The sequence below is a fragment of the Thermococcus sp. genome, assembly GCF_027011145.1.
Taxonomy (GTDB): domain Archaea; phylum Methanobacteriota_B; class Thermococci; order Thermococcales; family Thermococcaceae; genus Thermococcus.
Genome location: NZ_JALVAO010000052.1, coordinates 1 through 20,365 on the forward strand (window position 1 = coordinate 1; position 20,365 = coordinate 20,365).

Here is a 20,365-nt window from a genome sequence, read left to right on the forward strand (position 1 = left end):
GAATCCTCCAGGACATCCACTGGGCGCACGGGACGATAGGCTACTTCCCGACCTACAGCATCGGAACCCTCCTCGCGAGCCAGCTCTACTACCACATGAAGAGGGACATCCCGGACTTCGAGGAAAAGGTTGCCAAGGCCGAGTTCGAACCGATTAAGGCCTGGCTCAGGGAGAAGATACACCGCTGGGGAAGCATCTATCCACCAAAGGAGCTCCTAAAGAAGGCCATCGGCGAGGAATTAAACCCGGACTACTTCATCCGCTGGGTAAAGGAGAGGTATCTCTAATTCTTTTCTTTCATCTTCTTGGCAAGATGTGGATAGTTTTAAGTATTAGGTTAGGGGTTCTCCTATCCACGCGACCGGTTCGACCTCTATAGCCACAACTCCGTACTTCTTCTCCTTCTCCTCTGAATAAAACCTTCTATAAACTTTAACGCCCTCTTCAATGCTCTTCACTCCAGGCAGAACGTTCTCAAGGCCCTCCTTTTCCAGCATTTCCCTGAATGATGAGTAGACCCTCAGGTCCTTTACAACACACACCAGTTTGTTCTCGAAGACTATTTCATCCCCGGGTTTTATGGCCTGCCTCTTCTCATCGTACAGGCGGCCCTCGATTTTCTTTTTTCCCTCGGCTATCGCCTTCAGGTATTCCTCCTGGAGACCCATCTTCCACCTCATGCTCTCACCTCACAGCAGGGCCTTAATCAGACTGGGGCTGACCTTTATGAGCTTTGCGAGAAGTTTCGGCCTCTTTAGGAGGGCCTTTGCGGTTCTGAGGTGGTCGTCGAAGTCGGCCTGGGTCTCTATGACTTCCCTGGCCTCTTCGCTTCCGAGAACCTCAAAGATTTTCTCTATTGCATCTTGGTCGAGCCCAGTAAAGAGCTTCCTGAACTTAAGCCCAAAGCTTATCTGTCTCCTCACCCACGAGCAGTAGTCCCAGTACTTTCCGGGTTTCCCTTCGAGGAGGGCTTTTCTCAGATTCTCGGCACATAGCATGCCGTAAACTATTCCTCCGGCTGTCGTTGGCTTAATCTGGAGTGCTGAATCACCAACAAGGGCAACGTTTCCCTTAACCCAGGGCTTTCTCCATCCGAAACCGACTGAACCGGCCTTGAACTCAAGTATTTTCGTTGGTTCCAGTCTTTTCAGTCTTAAAAACCTGTTCAGGGCTTCCATTTTTCCAAATGTTCCAACCCTTGCGGTTTCGCCGTCAATCGGCGCGACCCACGCGAAGAAGTCAGGCGTTATCTCTTTGTTGACCCACACCTCAACGTTTCTCCTGTCGAAGCTCCCCAGAACCTCGACCTCGTAACCGCTCAGGAATTCTGCCCGGGTTTTGGCCCCGATGGCCTTCGCCACGGTGCTGTTCACGCCGTCGGCCCCGACGTAGAAGTCCGCCTTGACCTCAAGCGTCTCCCCCATGTGCTGGAGAACTGCCTTTCCGTTCCTGAATCCCCTGAAGGTCGTGTTCATCAAATAATCGGCCCCTTTTTTCATGGCTCTCTTCGCCAGTTCCCTCTCGAGGGTCTTCCTGTCTACGAGGTAAGCCTGAGGGCTCTTCCTTCCTATCGAAAAGCTCTGGATTCGCGAGTAAAATGTTGCACCGTAGAGTTCGTTTAGGACGGCTTTTTTTGGAAGATTGAGCCTCTCGTAGTTTTCTGCCCCTATTATGCCGGTGCAGGCCTTTTCCCCGAAAGAGCTCTTTTTCTCGACAACGGCCACGCTGTAGTCCCTCGCGAGAAGGTTTGCCAGATAATTGCCCACGGGCCCGGCACCGATGATTAGGACGTCGTACCTCATTCTCACCCCTCGCCCGGAGTAGCTTTTAAACCCTAAAAACCTACCCTTTCCGGTGGTTCCATGAAGGTTCTCGTTACGGGTTTCGAGCCCTTTGGCGGTGAAAAGATAAACCCCTCGTGGGAAGCTGTCAGGTCCCTTCCAGATGAGCTCGCCGGTGCAACGCTCGTAAAGGTTCAACTGCCCGTTTCCTTCAACGGAGTCAGGGAGCTCCTGCCGAGGCTCATAGTCAGGGAAAAGCCCGATTTCGTCCTCCTCACAGGCCAGGCTGGAGGAAGGCCCAACGTGACCGTGGAGAGGGTTGCGATAAACGTGATGGACTCGGAAATGCCGGACAACGACGGTTTCAGGCCGGAAGACGAGCCGGTCTTTGAGGGGGCCCCGAGCGCGTACTTCGCCACTATACCCATAAAGCACGTCGTTAAAACCCTTAGAGGGGCCGGGATTCCGGCCGGGGTGTCGAATACGGCCGGCACCTACGTCTGCAACACCGCGATGTTCACCGCCCTGCACACGATAGATGTGGCTGGAATGGAAACTAAAGCTGGTTTCATCCACATGCCCTTTAACCACGAGCAGGCACTCGAAAAGCCGAGGCCTTCGATGGCCCAGGAAACGATAAACCGCGCTATAGAGCTTTCCATTAGGTCACTCCTTGAATAGCTCGTTGAAGTCTATCTCGTAAACAACGGAGCCGTTGAAACTCTGGGCCTCTTTGAAGCGCGCTATCAGAGAGCCGAACGTTTCAACCAGTGCGCCCCTAATCTCGCTCATTATTTTTTCGGCCTCTTCCCTCGTGCTCGCCTTGAAGACCTTTCCAGTCAGCTCGTTGAGGCTTAGCTCTTCGCCCATGACCTTAACCTTTGGGTCGAATCCATCAACTATCGTCTTCAGCTCCTCGTCGAGGTCGAGCTCCCTGACGCTCACCAAGTATTCCCCCGTCAGAATGTCGTACTTTTTGTCAAAGACGAGGCGCATCTTCACGCTATCACCCCGGGATTGAATATAACCCAAGTGCTAAATAACGGTTTTGGTGAAATCCCAAAACCTAAGGGTTAAAAAGATACCGTCCCTCAGTTCTCCCGAGGGTGGTGTTCATTCTCATAATCGGCCTTGATGTAATCGGTGAGAACCCGAAGCGCTTTGCGGTGGTGAGCTGGTACAACGGAAAACTTGAGCGAAAGGGCGAGTTCACTCTCTACCGGCTAATCCGGTTTATCCGCTCCAAGAAGCCCGATATAGTGGCTATAGACAGCGTTACAGAACTCGGAGACGATTTGCGGAGGTTTCTCAGGGCACTTCCCCCGGGGACCAAGCTCGTTCAGGTTACAGGAAGGCCCGGCGAACAGCGAAGTTTGCAGAGCCTCGCGAAGGAGCACGGCATAAGAACGACCGACAGGTTCGACCCCTACGAGGAAGCGAAGCTCTCCGCTTTGCTCGCGAGCAAAGGTGTGGGCTACGAGGTTCTGGCCTTTGAGGATGAGGTCATAGTGAAGGTTACCCGGGGGAGGAGTCATGGCAAGGGTGGCTGGAGTCAGGACCGCTACAGGAAGAGGGTCCACAACCTTGTCAGGGATAAAGTGAGGGAAATTGAAGACCGGCTGAAAAGGGCCGAGATACCATTTGACCTTGAGACCGAGGAAAAGGACTATGGCTTAGCCAGGGGCGAGTTCAGGGTTTACGCGAGCAGGGAAGAGCTGGCCGGTATTGTCAGGCCTATGCGCGGTGGGGACGTTGAGGTCAGGATTTACCCGGTTGAAAGGGCCGAGCTTGGTTTTGCCCCGCTCAAGGGCGAGGAAGCCATAAAGGAGCGGAAAAGCGTTATAGTGGGCATAGACCCGGGAATAACCGTTGGAATAGCTGTCATCGACCTGAGCGGGAACATACTGGCTCTGCACAGCGAGAGGAACATGCCAGTCGGCGAGGTCTTCAGGTTCATAGGCGAGATTGGGCATCCGGTTATAGTTGCCACGGACGTTTCTCCGGCCCCGGGCTTCGTTGAGAAGATAGCGCGCTCCTTTAAGGCCAACCTCTTCGTCCCGAGGGAGAGCCTTCGAATAGAGGAGAAGAACGAACTCCTTAGGAGTCTGGGAGTTAGGGTCGACGACGACCACCAGAGGGACGCTCTGGCGGCTGCTTACAAGGCCTACCTCAGGCTCAAGCCGAAGCTTGAACACGTTGAGGCCAAGCTTCGGGAGGCCGGGCTGAGCAAGAAGGCCGATGAGGTCAAGGCTCTGGTAATTCAGGGCTACAACCTCGGTGAGGCCATGCAGAGGGTCGTAAGGAGGGAAAGGCCCAGGGAGGAGGAACCTGAGGGACAGGAAACCGTTGACGTGAGGCCCTACGTGAGGAAAATCCGCGAGCTGGAGGAGAGGATAGAGTTCCTTGAAAGGGAGAACGAGGATCTTAGGAACATCATCAGGGAGCAGAGGAGGACCATTGAGCGACTGGAAAGGAGAATAGCCGACTACGACGAGGAAGTGAGGAGGAAAGTTCTCCGCGAGAGGGAGCTCGAAGCGAAGGTAAAGCGTATCGAAGTCCTTGAGAAACAGCTGAGGGAAGCGAGGGCGGTAATAGAGCGCCTCAGCAGGGATTTGGTACGGGTCAAGAGAATGAACGTGGTGGAAGTTCGCGGGAGCGCTGTACCTTTAAAAGTCCTCAGGACCCTGAGCTGGCGCGAGCTCGAGAGGATTGAGCGTGAGGTTGGTTTGAGAAGGGGCGATGTCCTCTTCGTAATAAATCCAGCCGGAGCCGGAAGGGCCATAGCGGAGGAGCTTGTTGAGAGGAAGATAAGGGCCCTTATAACGGAGAAACCCCTCCCCCATACCGTCAGGGAAGTTCTGAGGGAGGCACACGTGCCGTTCTTCACGAGCGAGGAGCTTGATGTGAAGAGGGTTGACGAGTTTGCAGTTGTCGAGAGGGAGACCCTTGAGAGGGCCATCGGGGAACTGCTGGAACGCTGGAAGGAAGAGGACGAGGAAAGGGAAGCCGAGAGGTTCCTGAAACTTGTAGAGGAGTACAGGATTGAACGCATCAAAGAGCTCAAGAGAAGGGCCGAGGAGGAGTCTAAAGGGAGCTGAGGGTTTCTTTCAACGCTTGCGGGTATTTCCCTTTTCTCTAGGCCTTTCTCTGAGCTTCAGAACGGTTAACCCGGCGATGTTTGCCGAGGAGTGTAGGACGAAGGCCGGGAGCATGCCTCCAAGGGCAAAGAGGTAACCGGCTAACGAGCCAACGATGAAGGCTCCAGTTACTATGAATGCATTCCCGCCTTTTCCCTCTTTGCTGGCCATCCAGTGGGGCAGTGCGAATAACAAAGCCGAGAAAAGTATTGCGCTCCAAAAGTGGCCGTAACTCAGTAGATATCCTTCAACTAAATCCCTGTTAAGGGTCTCTTCGCCCAGTGGGGCCAGGATTAGCAGGAGAATGAGCCTTTCTATCCCCTCGGGCATAAACTCCTTCATCGGGATCGAAGGATTGCCCTCGAGCAGATTAATTATGAGCGAGGCCTCAAAGCCGAGGATGAACGCGGGAAGAACGTATCTGAAGTCGGGAACGAAACCGAACCTCTCCGGACTGCCCATAATCTCAATCACAGCAAGCGAGAGGAAAAGCATCGTCAGCTGTATGGCGAATCCTCCTTTCTTGCCATCTTGTTGGCGGTTAGAGAAGCAACGGTCGTGGATGCGACCAAAATCAACAGCCACAGGAGGAAGGCAACCGCGAACTCAATCATTTCCAATCACTTCCCTCAGGATTCTCAGGACTTCCTCGAGTTCCTCGACTCCTTCTTCGGTTATCTCTACGAACTTCCTCGGCCTCTTGCCGAAGCCGTAGTACGTCCGGATTATTCCGGCCTCCTCGAGGGCTTTCAGGTGGAACTCAAGGTTTCCCGGGGTGAGCTTTAGTACCTTCCTCAGGCTTGAGAAGGTTGTCCTCTCCCTTGGGAGCAGGTAGAGGGCTATGGCTAATCTCGTTGGGTTGCCGAGAGGTGATTTCGAAAGCCTTGTGAGTTCATCAATCATTTCACTCCCTCATAGCCCTCCTGAGTGACAGGTAAGCACCGAGCCCGAAGGCCAGTGACAGTGCGAGTGTTACGTATGCACCATTGTTAATTGGAACCCTCCCGTACGGAACGCTGAGGAGTAATAGTGTCATCCCCACAAGGGCCTTGTCCCAGCCTTCCCGAAGGAAGGCGTGGTCAACGACCGCGAGAGCGAGCATTCCCAACCCTATCCCGATGAGGGAGAATAGCCAGATGTCCCTGACAAAAACACTGACAATCACAATTACAACCGGCCAGACGAGAGCCTGGGTGAGGAGATAACGGGGGTTTAGGGGTGTTTTTCTGCCTAGAATCCTTTCTATCTCCCTTACTTTCTTGGATGCCTTCAGCTCCTCGAAAACGAAAAACAGTATCGCAACGGCCGAGAGAAGAACCCTGAGGGAACTAGCGGACGCCCCGGTGTATGTTGAGAGCACTGACGAGGCAAGGTAGATGACCAGGAACGCGACCGCCCAGTAGAGGTAGAGTATCGAGTTGTAGGCTTTTTTCGCGAAGTTGAGCTCTCTTTCAACGGCCCTTAGTGCTTCACTCAGCTCTTCCATGCTCCCACCCGGGAAAAGTTGGGATTTGGGGCTTAAATACCCGGTTGGAAGTTTGTTCCCCAAACTAACCCCCGGCCCGGGCCAACCTCAGCCTCTCCATGAAGCGCTCGATTTCCCCGGGAGTTCCCCTGATGAGGACCCTATTTAGGGTTATGCCGTTCCTCTCGATTTTTCCAAGGAGAACCAGCTCGACTCTCGCTTTACTCCTTTCCCTGAGTTCCTTGAGCTCTTCCATGCAGATTGGCGTCTCAATAACCCTCAAGGAGGAACCTCCACAGCGGAACGATTTCGATTCGGTCATTTTTTCTTGATTGCTTTCAATTATTCTAATGGTTGTTTAGTATGCCAAACAGGTATCTATAAAGGGCTGTTCAATATGGTAACCACCCTTTACTCGACCCTGAAGGTTATTCCCTTTTCCCTCGCCTTCCTTTCGACCTGAATGCGGAACTGGCAGGCCTTGCATATCTCCCCGGTTGTAGGCTGTCCGCATATCTTACAGCGGTTCAGCTCGCTGGTTTTCTTTGTGTAGGTCTTCGCGATGAGCGGGAAGAGCTTGTCGTAGCTCCGCAGGATTTGATACTTCGTTCCCGGATGCTTTTCTTCCATCTCGTTGAGCCAGTCCCTTATTTCGGCCCTAAAGGCTTCAACCGCGTATGGGCACTCGCTTAAATCAACCTCAATGTTGTTCAGAACCGCGTAAAGGACTATCTCCTTCTCGGGAATCTCGCGGAGGGGCTTTATCCTCGGCACAAGCTCCGGATGGATTTCCTCGTAGTATGGGCCGGTTCTTCCTAAGCGGGCTATATCCCCGCGGAGAATGTTCATTATGAACATCTGAACTTCATCGTCCAGGTTGTGGCCCACCGCTAATTTATCTGCCCCGACGTCCTTGGCCGCGTAGTTTAAAAGCCATCTCCTCCAGACGCCACAGTAGGAGCAGGCGCCTACTCTTTCGCCCTTCTCGAAGCTCCCCATTATCTCAACGGTCTCGTCGAGCGTGAAGCCAATGTATTCCTTGAAGGAATAAATCCTGTGCTCTATCCCGAGTTTTTTCGCGTTCCTCCTCGCTATCTCCACGCTTGCCGGTCTGTAACCGGCTATACCCTCATCTATCGTTATAGCCACGAGTTCAAAGGGAAACTTCTCGCGGAGCTTCGCGAGGAGGTGCATCAGAACCACGCTGTCCTTCCCACCGGAAACCCCAACCGCTATCCTTTCCCCCTTCTCGATTAGGCGGTACTTCTTGACTGTTTCCTTGAACTTCTTCTCCACCATCTCGTTGAAGTGCTTGTGGCAGTAGTACCTCCCGGTGTAGCGTGCATGGTAAACCGCTGGTCTTCCGCACTTTGAACACTTTGGCATGGGTTCGGCTTAAGAAAAGGCTTTTAAAAAGATTAATGCTCCCACACTTGGGGAGTAATTATGGGATATAAGGTCTTCAAAACCGGGATTAGTGCTTTTGATGAGATGCTCGGTGGGGGAATTATAGAAGACGGTACCCTGCTCATTGTGTACTATACCGGTTCTTATGGGTGGACGCTGGGAGTTGAAGTATTCAAGGCATTTTTATCGAGAGGGTGGTATGGTATCATTTCCAATTACTCTTTTCCCTACGGACTTTTGAGGAAATATGCTATGGCCGTTAGGTTTGCCCTTCAGACCCTTGGGAGGGAAGACAGGTTAATGGTTATAGACGTTTTTGGCTCGGTCAATGGCATTCAGCCTAAAGAGTCCTTCGTTTATTCTCTAGGACAAGTTGATGGGAGTACTTTTTTGCCCAAGGTGCTTGCTCTCTACAAAAAGATGATAGAGGGGAGGCCGAAGAGAATAGGTATTACCGTAACTGTCGACGGTTTTGTTGAGATTTTCGGGGAAAATACTGGGATGAAGATCCTTAGAAGAAACATGGCTTTAAAGGAAAATTTCCCCCGCTCTAGGGACGAAGATGTCCTTAACGTATTTCTCATAAACAAGGATAGGGTTTCTCCCAGGTTTCTCTCATGGATTTCCCAGTACGCGGAGCACATTGTTGAATTTAAGCCGACTTCACGGCCGGGCGTTGAGGAAATTCGGGTTGTTAAATCCCTTCTTCCGGACTTTGAGCCGTCAAGGGGAATATTTAAATTCAAAAAGGGAAGGGTGGAAATCCTGCCTACCCTACGAGATTAAGGACTGCCGGTATAACGTTAACTGCCAAAAGGAACAGCCCGATTCCAATTGTGGCGTATCTAACGGGCTTGGCCACTTTCTCGGGCAGGTACTCCTTTATAACATCGTCTAGCATTCTGCCACCGTCGAGTGGAACCAGCGGGAATAGGTTCATGAGGCCTATCCCGATGTTCAGGAGGTAAATCCAGTAGAGCGAGAAGAACAGCGGGAGTATAAGCCAGTCGTGTCCAATCTTCGACTTCACGTGCTGGGTCGGCCTTATCCCTATGAATCCCTTCTCTGGATTTTCCGGGTTTTCGGCCAGCGTGAGCTTTAGGTTCATCTCCTTTCCATCCCTGATGACGGTGAGCGTTATGGTTTCTCCGGGCTTCGTCTTGTTCATAAGAGATATAAACTCCTCCATGGTTTTAACGCTCTGTCCGTTTATTGCGACTATAACGTCCCCTTTGTGGAGAACACCATCCGCCGGTGCCCCCTTGATTACTTCACTAACCCCTATACCATCAGGCACGAGGAGAGGGGTCACTGCGTAGCTGAGAATGAGAGCCGTTATTATTGCCGTCGTCACGTTTGCCATCGAACCGGCCCCGTAAACCCTGAGCCTGGAGCGCAAAGGAGCTTTTGAGAGCTTCTCCTCGTCTGGCTCCACAAAGGCTCCCGGTATTACGGCGAGCAGAACGAGGCCAACCGATTTGAGGGGAAGCTTTTCGGCCCTCGCTACAACACCATGGCTCAACTCGTGGACGACCATAACCACGGCGAGGCCTATCAGGCCGTACCAGAGGGGAATCGTCACACCAGGTATTACCAGCTGAACCCCTGAGGGACTTTTCTTCGTCTGGAGGGTCTTCAAAGCCGTCATGAAAAGGGCATAAAAGACGTAGGCCATTCCCATGTAGCCGAGGGCTATCCCTATGTCACCATAAACCTTCCAGAACCGGGGGTTGAGCTTTGAGAGTCTGTCTATGAAGCCGAGAAGCCTCTTGGTCCTCCACATTGCTATTAGAAAGTCAACGCTTAACCCCTCTTCCTTTTCTATGGGCTCTCCCGTTTCGGGGTCTATCTCCTTCTTTCCGAACAGGGAGTAGAGAACGAGCCAGAAGACGGTTATCGCCATTATCACTATAACCGCGGTGCTCACCATGGTTCAACACCCTTTTTCCGCTGGGCTAATCTCATTAGATGGTCTTATAAACGTTAGCGGACAAATCCGTGGCGATGGAAAGTTTGAGGATAGCCTTCGTCTACGACGTTATCTACCCCTGGGTCAAGGGCGGAGTTGAAAAGAGAATCCACGAGCTCGCGGTTAGGTTAGCAAAGTCCCATGAGGTTCACGTTTACGGTTACAGGCACTGGGAAGGAAGCCCCGACGTCGAGCGCGATGGGATTCACTACCACGGCACGGTTCGCGTTAGTAATCTCTACTCCGGCGGAAGGCGTTCAATGCTTCCTCCCCTACTCCATTCCATTTCTCTCATTTTCCGGCTCAAAGGTGAGCGCTTTGATGTTATAGACTGTCAGGCGAGCCCGTATTTGCCGGCACACTCCCTCAGGGTTCTCAGAAGGGAGAACGTCTTTATAACCTGGCACGAGTTCTGGGGAGATTACTGGTTCGATTACCTCGGTGCTCTTGGGTTTGTCGGTAAAACACTGGAGAGAGACCTCTTCTCCTTTGAAAGGCATATTTCCGTTTCCCAGAAAACGAAGCTTGACCTAATCGGGGCGGGCCTAAGAAAGCCGGTGTACCTGGTTCCCAACGGGATAGACCTGAACCTAATTCGCTCGGTAAAGCCCGCGGAACTTGAGTCCGACTTCATCTTCGTCGGCAGGCTAATTCCCGAGAAGGGTGTTGATTTTCTCCTAACCTCGCTAGCCATTCTCAAAGGCGAATTCCCTGACTTCAGGACTATTATCGTCGGCGACGGTCCGGAGAGAAGGAAGCTTGAACTTCTTGCGGGGGAGTTAGGGGTTGAGGAGAACGTTACCTTCACGGGCTTTCTGGATGATTACCGGGATGTCGTCTCGCTTATGAAAGCCTCTAAAGTTTTCGCTTTCCCATCAATGAGGGAGGGGTTCGGTCTCGTCGTTATAGAGGCGATGGCCTCTGGAATTCCCGTTGTTACAGTGAAACACCCTATGAACGCCTCGAAGTACCTCGTCGAGAACGGGAAGAATGGCTTCGTCGTTGATAACAGTCCCAAAGCGTTCGCGCAGGCCCTCCTCAGGGCACATGGGAGTTCCAAAAAGCTCGGCCTCTTCGCGCGGGAGAGGGCCAGACATTACGACTGGGACGATGTGGTAAAGACGCTCCTCAGGGTCTATCGGGGTGTGGGCTGATGAGAATCTGCCTAATCGTCAGGCGCGTTAGTGTGAAAGCTGGGGGGATAGCGGTCTACACGAGGAACCTAATGAGGGAACTGGTGAAAGAAGGACACGAAGTTGAACTTTCTCCTTCTGAGAGGTTCTCCTACCTTCTCTGGCAGTTTTTTAAAGTTCCCCTCTGGCTCGTTCGCTCCAGGTGCGACGTTTACCATGCCGTCGGCGTCATTGAGGGAATAACGCTCCCCCTTCTCAAGCCAAGGGCCGAGAAGAGGATAACCATTCACGACCTAATACCCCTGAAGCATCCGAGAAAGGGCCTAAAGGGTTTTCTGGAGAGGTTTTTCATTCGCCTTGGTCTTCTCTCGGCGAAGAGGTACAACGTGATTTATGCCGTGTCCCATCTCACCAAGGTTGACCTTGTTCGCCTCGGAGGAATCCCTGAGGATAAAATCCGTGTTGTTCACCAGCCGATAGGCGAGCGCTTTTTCACGGTTCCCAGAAAGTCTGGAAAGTTCAGGGAGCCGGGAACGTTTACCGTGGGCTACATCTCAAGGATGGACTACCATAAAAGGCATGCTCTCCTTGTTGAGCTCTTCAAGGGCTGGAACAACCCGAGCGCTAGGTTACTCCTTGCCGGAACTGGGGAAGAGTTCGAGAGGGTTAGAGAGCTCGCTGAAAGCGACAAACGGATAAGGCTCCTCGGATTCATACCCGATGAGGAGCTGGTTGAGTTCTATGACTCTCTGGATGTTTACGTCCATGCATCAAAGTACGAGGGCTGGGGACTGCCGATAGTGGAGGCTTTGGCGAGGGGAAAGCCCGTCGTGATTTTTGACGATGCGGAGATTCCAAATGAAGTAGCAACTTTTTGTTTGAGAATGTCTCCAGCGAGTTTTAACTTGGAGCTTGAGAAACTCCTTGAAAACAGAAAACACGCTAAAAAGCTCTCCATTTTAAAGTCAAAAGCCTTGAGAACTCTTCTTCACTAATTTTCCTCTGAATATGTTTTCTTTCCCTTATGGCTCTTGGGAGAGCTGAGAGAAGCATTAAATAACCCTCAGCAACCGCCTTTATTTTCCTTCTCAAGATAAAATTGTAGAGGGCATATACAATGTTACCTAGAACGTATAGAGGAGCGTACTTCTTTGGGAGGTTGATTATTGCACAAAGCAGATGACCCTTGAGGGAATGGGAAACTGCCAAGTCACTGATTTCAAGTCCTTTTGTGCTTTTTCCCCCATAGTGATAAGCTACTGCAGAGGGTTCATAGATTAGCTTTTCCCCTGCCCACCGTATTCTTGATGCTAAATCAGTATCCTCATAATAAAGAAAAAATAATCTGTCGTTGAATAATCCTGCTTTTTCAAGTGTCCTGGAGGAGTAAAGAGAACATGCTGCACAGACTGTGGAGACTTCTTCCCGATTATTGAACTCTCTAGACGGTCTAAACTTTCCCCTATCAAAGCTGTATCCGTTTTTTGAGTACTCCCCACCCGCGCTGTCAATTAGCTGGGGATTTCTCGCCCAAAGAATTTTGGGGGTAACAACACCTGCCTTGAGCGTTTCTGCACTCTCAACCAGCCTAGAAAGGGTTTCGGGAGTTACCAATGCATCATTATTGAGAAGAAGAATATAGTCCGGTTTAAGAACGGTAAGGGCGAATTTAATCCCAACGTTGTTTCCTCCACCGAACCCATAATTTTTTCTGTTTCTGATTAAAATGAGCCTTCTGTCTGGGTCTATCTTTTTGTAAAGAGCCATGTTAAATTTTCCTCTCCTAGCATCTTCTTCTGAGAGTTCAAATGTGTGGAGGGGTTTGTTGAGTGGGTTCATTGTAATGTACTTGGAGGTTAGTCCGATGTTACCTGCTGAATACTCTTTTATTTTTTCAACTGATTCATCTGTAGACGCGTTATCAACAACTATAACGTCATAATCTTCAAAATTGGAGCGATGGGCCGATTCTATTGCCTCGATTGTGGCTTGCCAGTTGTTCCAGTTTAATATAATAATTGAAACTCGTAATGGCATTGAACCACCGATATTATTATAAGTTTCGCTATTCTAAAAGTCTGTTGGTGGCGGATTTAATGGACGATGCTGTAAAGTCAGGAAGAATAAACTTATGCAAAATTATTTCATTTCCTGTTGTTCATGATTATCGAGGAAATCTGACCTTCATAGAACAATATAAGCACATTCCATTTGAGCTGAAACGAATATATTATCTTTACGATGTTCCTACGGGTGCTGTAAGGGGGGGCCATGCTCATATTTCATTAGAGCAAGTAATAATTGCAGTAAGTGGCAGTTTTGAAGTCGTGATTGATGATGGGTACCAGAAAAAGAGTTTCTTCTTGAACAGGCCTCATTATGGCCTTTATATTCCTCCGGGAATGTGGAGAGAGTTGGTAAACTTTTCCTCTAATTCCGTCGCTTTGGTGTTGGCTTCTGAAATTTATGATGAGAGTGATTACATACGGGATTACGACACATTCAAGCGCATGGTCAGGGAGGGGGTTTGGGATGAGTCTGATAGAAGAGTTGCAAAAAAAATATCAGGACTATAGCGAGCGCGTGGTGAGGGTAAGAAAAAAACTTGAGCAAAAGGGAGTTTTTATCCATCCTAATGCTCTCGTCGAGAGTGAACACGTTGGAGAAGGAACAAGAATCTGGGCATTTGCTCATGTTCTTCCAGGTGCAAAAATTGGTAAAAATTGCAATATCTGTGACCATGTATTTGTGGAGAACGATGTTATTGTGGGCGACAATGTTACAATAAAAAATGGCGTCCAATTATGGGATGGGGTAAGAATAGAAGATAATGTGTTCGTTGGGCCAAATGTAACTTTCACGAACGATTTACGGCCCCGGAGTAAGGTGTATCCTCCCGAATTCATTAAGACATATATAAAGGAGGGGGCAAGCATTGGAGCAAATGCTACTATAGTATGTGGGGTAACGATTGGACGGTGGGCAATGATAGGTGCTGGCTCTGTTGTTACTAGGGATGTGCCTGACTATGCGTTGGTTTATGGTGTTCCCGCAAGGTTACGGGGATGGGTTTGCGAGTGCGGAAGAGATTTAGAGTTTAATGAAAAAGGATACGCAAAATGTGTTTGTGGAAAAGAATATAAGAAAATCATAGATGAAACTGGTAACGAAAAAGTGGTGAGAGTGTTATGATACCGCTGGTAGACCTAAAACGGGAATACCGGGAGATTAAGGAGGAAATAGACCTCGCGATAGGCAGGGTTCTTGAGAGGGGATGGTTTATTTTAGGGGAAGAGCTTGTAGCTTTTGAAAGGGAGTTTGGTAAATACATTGGAACAAAGCATGTAATTGGTGTGAATTCTGGTTCAGATGCATTATATCTTGCTGTAAAAGCCTTGGGCATCGGAAAGGGGGATGAGGTTATAACGGTTTCTCATACTTTTATCTCAACTGTCGACGCTATCACAAGGAATGGTGCTAGACCGGTATTTGTTGATATAGACCCCGAGACATATACGATGGACGTATCCCAACTTGAGAATGCAATTACCGAAAGAACAAAGGCTATCATCCCGGTGCATATTTACGGCCATCCTGCTGACATGGCTCCCATAATGGAAATAGCAAATGATTATGGGCTGTATGTGATAGAAGATGCAAGCCAAGCCCATGGAGCGGAGTATAAAGGAAAAAAAGTTGGTAGTATTGGGCATGTGTCTTGTTTTAGTTTCTATCCCACCAAAAACCTTGGGGCATATGGCGATGCCGGCGCGATAGCTACAAATGATGATGAACTTGCTGATAAATTGAGAATGATGAGAAACTATGGGTCACCCCGGAAGTATTATCACGAGTTTGTGGGTGTTAATAGTAGACTCGATGAGATTCAAGCGGCTGTTTTGAGAGTGAAGCTAAAGTATCTGGATAAGTGGAACCAAAGAAGGAGGAAAATCGCTCAGGTATATAAAGAGCTCCTAAGGGATACAGATGTAATCACGCCTATTGAAAAAGAATGGGCTAAACATGTTTACCATTTATATGTTATCCAACATGGCAAACGGGATGAACTTGAGAAGTGTCTCCTTAGTAAAGGTATACATGTTCAGATACATTACCCTGTTCCAGTTCATCTTCAACCTGCGTATACTAAGCTTGGTTTCAATGTGAAGCTACCCATTACAGAACGTGTGTCCCAAAGAATACTATCAATCCCAATGAGTCCTTGGCTTAGTGAGGAGGAGGTAGAATACGTCGCAGAGGCTATTAGGGGGTGTCTTGTTGCCACGTAATCTCAAAGTCACTTGCATAATGCTTGCAAGGAATTTAGTTTCTCAGGGATATCCATTTTTAGAAGCAATTTTGTCTGTGCTTCCTTATTGCGATGAGCTGATGATATGTGAGGGTTATAGTGATGATGAAACGTATACAATCCTGAAAAAACTTCAGAAAATACATGAGGATAAAGTTTTTATAGTTCGGAAGAAGTGGGTGTCAAATAAAAGAATAAAATCCCATGTTTTTTCGGACCTCTTAAATGAGATTATAGACGAAAGTTCTGGTGACTACATTTTAAAGCTTGACCCTGACCATGTTTTTGAGAGGGATACGATAGAGTATTTATTGTTCCTAGCAAGCATGTACCGTAATGTCAAGATTTTCTATGCGCCCTACCTCTATTTTGTTGGGAATTGGGTTATTAAGCCTGAACTATGGGCTCCTACCTTTTTCAAAAAAGATGACCATATTAGACTACTTGGGGACAGTGGCAGTGTATTTTTTACTCCCCTGGGGATTCTGGAAAACATAATAAAAAACATACGACATCCATTGAATGTTTTAAAGTCAATTCATTACGCGTATGTGCCCAAACCTGTGCATCATTACTACGCAATTTTCCCAGGGAATTACATTAGAAGAATAGAGGAACACAAAAAGTTTTACAACAAACACAATTGGACATACTATGATGAGATATTAAAACGGATAAAAGGAATTAAAAATTGGGATACCTTCTGGAGGATTATAGCAAAGGAACTTGTTGAAAAGACGTGGGAGTGGTACGGTCCTAGAAAGGTCATAAAATACACTGGTGAGTTGCCAACCCTTATAAAACCTCTCTGGGGAGAGTGGAAATACCGGGTCAGATTTGAACTCATATCAAGCGAGGGTAGCGAGGATGGGGGAGCTACCTAACTTAATAGTTATTATATTAGATACCCTTAGGAAAGACTATGATATTCCCGTTAGAAATGTGTTGGAAAAGTTTGGATTTGTCTCCTATGAGCGGGCAATAGCTCCCGCTCCTTGGACTGTTCCGAGTCATGCTTCAATGCTCACGGGACTGTATCCTGCTTTGCACGGAGCTCATGAAACAAAAAAGAGGAAGATACCTAGTGTTAAACTCGATAAAAAGGACAATCTACTAACTTTTAAATTGAAGGAATTTGGGTATGACACCGTTCTATTGACCTCCAACTTTTTCGTCCATCCTCATTTTGGCTTTGTTGGATTTGATAATGTCTACTATGTCCCACCACTACCTGAGATAAAGCTTTTGTCTGATTCAGAGAGGCAGATACTTCGAAAAATTGTCCAGAATCAAAGCAACTTCCGCAGAATATTTTTAGAGCTGGTGCGAAAAAACCACTATAGATTGCTCTTAAAGGGAGGAACTCAATACTTGATGCAGACATTTTATAAACATTTTTTGCCCTGTTTAAGCATTGGCCGACTGAAAAAGGGATATCACAAATTATATCTTACCTAGACAGATATCTCTCCAAAAATAAGTCCGAGAATATGTTTATCTTTATAAATTCAATCGAAATGCATGAACCCTATCTCGTCAACGACAATTTAAAAATCTTATCGGATAATCTAAAGATGAATTCTTTGGACATGAGTCTAGTGACTGCGTGGAGACAAAGATATGTAACGGAATCTGAGTATCTTGGGAAAAAACTATTTGAGTTGCTTTCTGTTCTAAGAAAGCACAATGTCTTAGATAACTCCCTTGTCATTGTAACGAGTGATCATGGTCAGTTACTTGGTGAGCATGGTAGAATTGGCCATGGGAATTTCTTGTACGATGAGTTATTAAGGGTTCCTCTCTTTATAAAATATCCCCAATGGATGTCCCCTACCTCGGATAAAACATCGGTTGGTGGCTCTTGGATTAGTTTAACGTCACTTAAATCCCTTATTACACACGTTGCTCTTGGTAAAATACCTTCGAAAAAGGTGCTGTTCTCTGATACTGTTTTTGCAGAGTCCTATGGAATTGCGGGGAGGGTCGCTATCAATTCAAAACGAGAAAAACTATCTGTTAAAAAACTTGAAAAGTATCGTATTGCAGTGTATCATAGAGCATTCAAGGCAATCTTTAACGTTAATGATTGGAAGTTTGAATGCATTAAGCAGTATGACCCAACGACAGAAATTGATGACGTTATATTGAGGCGGATGAAAAAAGAAATTACGAAATTTTTACGAGTAGTTACATCCACCAAAATATCTTCCATACGTTAGAATATCTCATCCCTTGCGAGTATGGAGAGTAGTCTCTCTTTGAAGGGTTTTATAACATCAGCATCCTTTGTAGGGTTGAGCTCATGTTTGTCCCTATCAAGAGAGAATAGCCATTCAACTTTGTCATCTGGGGCATAGAGTAATTTCCAATCCTTTACAATAAATGCCTTTTTTTCATAGCCATACCCAGTGGCCTCGCTAAGAATGAACTTTTTTGGTCGTTTGAGAAGAGACCGCCCGTCTGTTTTATACGGCAGCTCGACTTCCCATAAATCCATGATTGTGGAAAATACATCAACAAGGGAACGTCCTTTAATCTTAACTTTCTCTATTGGCCCTTCAATTGCAAGGGGAACTTCTATAATCTCATTGAAGACATTATGACCGTGTCCCACACCATAGATTTCCCTGGGGTCATAGAAGTATTTGGCTTCAAGTTTTGAATGTTCCCAGAACTCTTCCCCGTGATCGGCCGTAAAAATAAGGATAGTATCCTTTAGCAATCCTATCTTTTCAAGGCTATTATATAGTTCTTCAAACAGCCAGTCTACGTATCTGATAGTGTTGTCATACAGCAAAATTTTATTCTTCTTAAATTTTTCAAATTCTTTACCTTTTTGTTCCTCTATGCGCTGAAATGCCCATCTCTCAATGTTTGGCATGTTCTCAACTTCCCCAAAATAGTTCCTGAACTCCTTCGGGGGATTGAGAGGTTCGTGGGTGTCCCCGAGATGGATATATGCAAAAAAGTTTTTGTTTTTTTCTTTTTTGGCCCATCTTAGAAAGTCATTTATCAACGTAATTCCCCTGGTTTCTCCGGGATAAATTTTTACAGGACTCCTTCCCTTCATGGGGAAGGACGCAACGTCTATGGAAGTCGCAAAATATACATCGTAACCATTTAGGGCACTAATCTCCGGTATTGTTAAATACCTCCGTCTTATTCCCTTAATGTTTCTTGGATTATCAAAGTTTCTGAGCTTGGAGTGGATATATGCTCCATGATTATGGGGATACATCCCGGTCATAATTGATGCAACAGAGGGATGAGTCCAAGGTGCCGCGGATACTGACTTTCCTTTTATCGGTAGGGAATTCAAAAAGGGAGTCGTATCTCGGTCATAGTTGTTGAGGCTCGTGTTCTTAAATCTCATGCAGTCTGCAACGACGATGATAACGTTGAACCTATTTCTTATCCTTACGTCTGTACCTTTTATATCCTTCAGCCTGTTTCTAAATGCATTGTTGTATTCTCTTTCTTTCTTCATTCTGTATCCAAGATGTAAGACCCTCTTTATTGGTTTAGCACGTAATGCAAGATTTTTCACTGACATTAGATATATCCTCCTTGAGGTATCTTTTTAAGCCATCTTTCCATGGTGGCATTTTGATATTGAGCCTATGGAGTTTCATGTTTTCAAGTGCTGAAAATTTTGGCCTCCTAGCTAGTCTGTTGAGCTCACTTGACTTTATGGGTTTTACCCTAACGTCCCAGCCCAGAATTTCAAATATAGCTTTAGCGAACTCATACCATGAGCAGTAGCCCTTGTTCACCATGTGGTAAACTCCGAACTCCGGCTTTAGCTTTAAGAACTCTTTCAAGGTCCTAGCGACGTCCATCGTATATGTCGGGCTCATGAACTGGTCGTCCACAATTTTCAGTTCATCACCCAGCTTTGCTCTTTCAATGACCCAATTTACAAAGTTGCCACCCTTTCCCCTAGCACCGGCCTTCCCGTACAGGCTTGCAACCCTGATGATGTAGTACTTCCTAGAATAATTCCTCGTGAAAATCTCTCCAGTATACTTGCTCGTCCCGTAGACGTTTATTGGATTTGGGACATCTTCCTCAATATAGGGTTTTCCTTTCTCGCCGTCAAAGACGTAGTCCGTGCTGATATAGACGTTGATTGCGTCAATCTCACTGGCAATCCTCGCAACGTTCAGCGCACCGATGGCGTTGACCGCAAAGGCCTTCTCTGGATAAAGCTCGGCGTCATCAACCCTGACGTATGCAGCCGTGTTGATTATGATGTCCGGCTTCAGCTCTTTCAGAACTTTCAGGGTTTCTGGAATGGTAACGTCTAAGTCTTTGTGTGTCAGGGGAATAACCTCAAAAGAGGAATCCTCCTTAAGTATTTCAACTATATCCGTTCCCAGTTGACCATTTGCGCCAATGACCGCAACCCTCATCAGATAAACCACCTCAAAAGACCCATCCCCTCTTAATTGCCTCCTTTAGTGTCGGCCATTTCTTGTCTTTTTCCGAGACTACTGGATTATCAACGGGCCAGTTTATGCCTATCTCTGGATCGTTCCAGATTATTCCGCCCTCGTGGTCTGGCGCGTAGACGTTGTCCACCTTGTAGACTACTTCAGCAACGTCACTAAGCACGACAAAGCCATGGGCAAAGCCCTTTGGAATGTAGAGTTGCCACTTGTTGTGCTCGGAGAGTATGACCCCTATGTACTTGCCAAACGTTGGTGAGTCCCTCCTTAAATCCACGGCAACATCGTAGATAACACCTCGTATGACCCTAACAATTTTGGCCTGAGCGTAGGGCTCGCGCTGGAAGTGGAGACCCCTTAAAACACCGTATTTCGAGCGAGAGTGATTGTCTTGAATAAATTCCTCCTTTATCCCTGCTTTCTCAAAATCCGGTTTTTTGTAAGTCTCCATGAAAAAGCCCCTCTCATCTTCAAAAACACGGGGTTTGATTAGAATAACATCTGGAATTTCAAGGTGTCTGAACTCGAACGGCACTTTTACCACCCTATCTTCCACGGTGTTGGGTGGAGAATCTTCTCGTTTACCAGTGGCCTCCACCACCATTCGTTTTCAAGATACCACCTGACCGTCTTCTCTATGCCTTCCTCAAAGCTGTACCTTGGCCTCCACTTCAAATCCCTCGTTATCTTCCACGAATCGAGCGAGTACCTTAAAT

Annotated in this window: 24 protein-coding genes and 2 pseudogenes; 12 read left to right on the forward strand and 14 right to left on the reverse strand. The window is 47.7% G+C overall.

The features are described 5' to 3' along the window. A pseudogene (locus MVG27_RS06800) lies at positions 1 to 287 on the forward strand (carboxypeptidase M32); the annotation flags it as partial. A gap of 45 nt (positions 288 to 332) precedes the next feature. Here the strand turns inward: MVG27_RS06800 and MVG27_RS06805 are convergent. After that, complete coding sequence (locus MVG27_RS06805; protein WP_297551010.1) at positions 333 to 680, reverse strand: ASCH domain-containing protein; 348 nt, start codon at positions 678 to 680, stop codon at positions 333 to 335. 9 nt (positions 681 to 689) lie between these two features. Then, complete coding sequence (locus MVG27_RS06810) at positions 690 to 1,802, reverse strand: NAD(P)/FAD-dependent oxidoreductase (RefSeq protein WP_297551008.1); 1,113 nt, start codon at positions 1,800 to 1,802, stop codon at positions 690 to 692. A 60-nt stretch (positions 1,803 to 1,862) separates the two neighbouring features. Between MVG27_RS06810 and pcp the strand changes: the two genes are divergently transcribed. Next, entirely contained in the window at positions 1,863 to 2,462 is a 600-nt protein-coding gene (gene pcp, locus MVG27_RS06815; RefSeq protein WP_297551006.1) for a pyroglutamyl-peptidase I, read from the forward strand. Here pcp and MVG27_RS06820 read toward each other — a convergent pair. After that, entirely contained in the window at positions 2,448 to 2,777 is a 330-nt protein-coding gene (locus MVG27_RS06820; protein ID WP_297471237.1) for a hypothetical protein, read from the reverse strand. The genes pcp and MVG27_RS06820 overlap by 15 nt on opposite strands. A gap of 113 nt (positions 2,778 to 2,890) precedes the next feature. On the opposite strand from MVG27_RS06820, the gene MVG27_RS06825 reads away from it, so the two are divergent. Further along, positions 2,891 to 4,879, forward strand: a complete 1,989-nt coding sequence (locus tag MVG27_RS06825; RefSeq protein ID WP_297551047.1) for a DUF460 domain-containing protein — start codon at positions 2,891 to 2,893, stop codon at positions 4,877 to 4,879. Positions 4,880 to 4,888: 9 nt separating this feature from the next. Here MVG27_RS06825 and MVG27_RS06830 read toward each other — a convergent pair whose 3' ends face one another. The 5 genes from MVG27_RS06830 to MVG27_RS06850 all read right to left on the reverse strand — a co-directional run bounded on the left by MVG27_RS06830 (position 4,889) and on the right by MVG27_RS06850 (position 7,769). Beyond that, positions 4,889 to 5,413, reverse strand: a complete 525-nt coding sequence (locus MVG27_RS06830) for a CPBP family intramembrane glutamic endopeptidase (RefSeq protein ID WP_297556395.1) — start codon at positions 5,411 to 5,413, stop codon at positions 4,889 to 4,891. A gap of 111 nt (positions 5,414 to 5,524) precedes the next feature. After that, a complete protein-coding gene (locus MVG27_RS06835; RefSeq protein ID WP_297556397.1) occupies positions 5,525 to 5,821 on the reverse strand; it encodes a helix-turn-helix domain-containing protein in 297 nt (98 codons plus the stop codon). 1 nt (position 5,822) lies between these two features. Beyond that, a complete protein-coding gene (locus MVG27_RS06840; RefSeq protein ID WP_297471213.1) occupies positions 5,823 to 6,404 on the reverse strand; it encodes a hypothetical protein in 582 nt (193 codons plus the stop codon). A gap of 64 nt (positions 6,405 to 6,468) precedes the next feature. Further along, positions 6,469 to 6,666 carry a TIGR04140 family protein gene (locus MVG27_RS06845; protein WP_297556399.1) on the reverse strand — a complete coding sequence of 66 codons (198 nt, stop codon included), beginning with the start codon at positions 6,664 to 6,666 and terminating at the stop codon, positions 6,469 to 6,471. Between the two features lie 128 nt (positions 6,667 to 6,794). Beyond that, positions 6,795 to 7,769: a TIGR00269 family protein gene (locus MVG27_RS06850; protein WP_297556401.1), complete on the reverse strand. Its 975-nt coding sequence runs from the start codon at positions 7,767 to 7,769 to the stop codon at positions 6,795 to 6,797. A gap of 60 nt (positions 7,770 to 7,829) precedes the next feature. Between MVG27_RS06850 and MVG27_RS06855 the strand changes: the two genes are divergently transcribed. Continuing rightward, positions 7,830 to 8,576 carry a hypothetical protein gene (locus tag MVG27_RS06855; RefSeq protein WP_297556403.1) on the forward strand — a complete coding sequence of 249 codons (747 nt, stop codon included), beginning with the start codon at positions 7,830 to 7,832 and terminating at the stop codon, positions 8,574 to 8,576. On the opposite strand, the gene MVG27_RS06860 is transcribed toward MVG27_RS06855, so the two are convergent. Beyond that, complete coding sequence (locus tag MVG27_RS06860) at positions 8,560 to 9,720, reverse strand: site-2 protease family protein (protein WP_297556405.1); 1,161 nt, start codon at positions 9,718 to 9,720, stop codon at positions 8,560 to 8,562. The genes MVG27_RS06855 and MVG27_RS06860 overlap by 17 nt on opposite strands. Before the next feature lie 74 nt (positions 9,721 to 9,794). Here MVG27_RS06860 and MVG27_RS06865 point away from each other — a divergent pair, with 74 nt between their 5' ends. Next, positions 9,795 to 10,913: a glycosyltransferase family 4 protein gene (locus tag MVG27_RS06865; protein ID WP_297550522.1), complete on the forward strand. Its 1,119-nt coding sequence runs from the start codon at positions 9,795 to 9,797 to the stop codon at positions 10,911 to 10,913. Further along, positions 10,913 to 11,887: a glycosyltransferase family 4 protein gene (locus tag MVG27_RS06870; protein ID WP_297550523.1), complete on the forward strand. Its 975-nt coding sequence runs from the start codon at positions 10,913 to 10,915 to the stop codon at positions 11,885 to 11,887. Before MVG27_RS06865 ends, MVG27_RS06870 begins: the two co-directional genes overlap by 1 nt. Here the strand turns inward: MVG27_RS06870 and MVG27_RS06875 are convergent. Further along, positions 11,835 to 12,929, reverse strand: a complete 1,095-nt coding sequence (locus tag MVG27_RS06875) for a glycosyltransferase family 2 protein (RefSeq protein WP_297550525.1) — start codon at positions 12,927 to 12,929, stop codon at positions 11,835 to 11,837. The two genes, MVG27_RS06870 and MVG27_RS06875, sit on opposite strands and share 53 nt — an antisense overlap. A gap of 59 nt (positions 12,930 to 12,988) precedes the next feature. On the opposite strand from MVG27_RS06875, the gene MVG27_RS06880 reads away from it, so the two are divergent. The 6 genes from MVG27_RS06880 to MVG27_RS06905 are packed head-to-tail and all read left to right on the forward strand — an operon-like array spanning position 12,989 to position 17,420. After that, on the forward strand, positions 12,989 to 13,468 hold the full coding sequence (locus tag MVG27_RS06880) for an FdtA/QdtA family cupin domain-containing protein (protein WP_297550527.1): 480 nt from the start codon (positions 12,989 to 12,991) through the stop codon (positions 13,466 to 13,468). Beyond that, complete coding sequence (locus MVG27_RS06885) at positions 13,425 to 14,084, forward strand: acyltransferase (RefSeq protein ID WP_297550530.1); 660 nt, start codon at positions 13,425 to 13,427, stop codon at positions 14,082 to 14,084. The genes MVG27_RS06880 and MVG27_RS06885 overlap by 44 nt, the downstream gene beginning before the upstream one ends. Beyond that, positions 14,081 to 15,181, forward strand: coding sequence for a DegT/DnrJ/EryC1/StrS family aminotransferase (locus MVG27_RS06890; RefSeq protein WP_297550532.1), 1,101 nt, complete (start codon positions 14,081 to 14,083; stop codon positions 15,179 to 15,181). Before MVG27_RS06885 ends, MVG27_RS06890 begins: the two co-directional genes overlap by 4 nt. Then, positions 15,171 to 16,085 (forward strand): glycosyltransferase family A protein, encoded by a 915-nt coding sequence (locus MVG27_RS06895; RefSeq protein WP_297550534.1) that lies wholly within the window; start codon positions 15,171 to 15,173, stop codon positions 16,083 to 16,085. Before MVG27_RS06890 ends, MVG27_RS06895 begins: the two co-directional genes overlap by 11 nt. Beyond that, positions 16,069 to 16,659 (forward strand): sulfatase-like hydrolase/transferase, encoded by a 591-nt coding sequence (locus tag MVG27_RS06900; RefSeq protein ID WP_297556407.1) that lies wholly within the window; start codon positions 16,069 to 16,071, stop codon positions 16,657 to 16,659. The genes MVG27_RS06895 and MVG27_RS06900 overlap by 17 nt, the downstream gene beginning before the upstream one ends. A gap of 32 nt (positions 16,660 to 16,691) precedes the next feature. Further along, positions 16,692 to 17,420, forward strand: a complete 729-nt coding sequence (locus MVG27_RS06905) for a sulfatase-like hydrolase/transferase (RefSeq protein ID WP_297556409.1) — start codon at positions 16,692 to 16,694, stop codon at positions 17,418 to 17,420. On the opposite strand, the gene MVG27_RS06910 is transcribed toward MVG27_RS06905, so the two are convergent. The 4 genes and pseudogenes from MVG27_RS06910 to MVG27_RS10170 form a co-directional block, all read right to left on the reverse strand. Continuing rightward, positions 17,417 to 18,754, reverse strand: a complete 1,338-nt coding sequence (locus MVG27_RS06910) for a sulfatase (RefSeq protein WP_297548280.1) — start codon at positions 18,752 to 18,754, stop codon at positions 17,417 to 17,419. The genes MVG27_RS06905 and MVG27_RS06910 overlap by 4 nt on opposite strands. After that, on the reverse strand, positions 18,723 to 19,613 hold the full coding sequence (rfbD, locus tag MVG27_RS06915; protein WP_297548282.1) for a dTDP-4-dehydrorhamnose reductase: 891 nt from the start codon (positions 19,611 to 19,613) through the stop codon (positions 18,723 to 18,725). Before rfbD ends, MVG27_RS06910 begins: the two co-directional genes overlap by 32 nt. 13 nt (positions 19,614 to 19,626) lie before the next feature. After that, entirely contained in the window at positions 19,627 to 20,184 is a 558-nt protein-coding gene (rfbC, locus tag MVG27_RS06920) for a dTDP-4-dehydrorhamnose 3,5-epimerase (RefSeq protein ID WP_297548284.1), read from the reverse strand. Positions 20,185 to 20,186: 2 nt separating this feature from the next. Next, positions 20,187 to 20,365, reverse strand: a pseudogene (locus tag MVG27_RS10170) (dTDP-glucose 4,6-dehydratase); the annotation flags it as partial.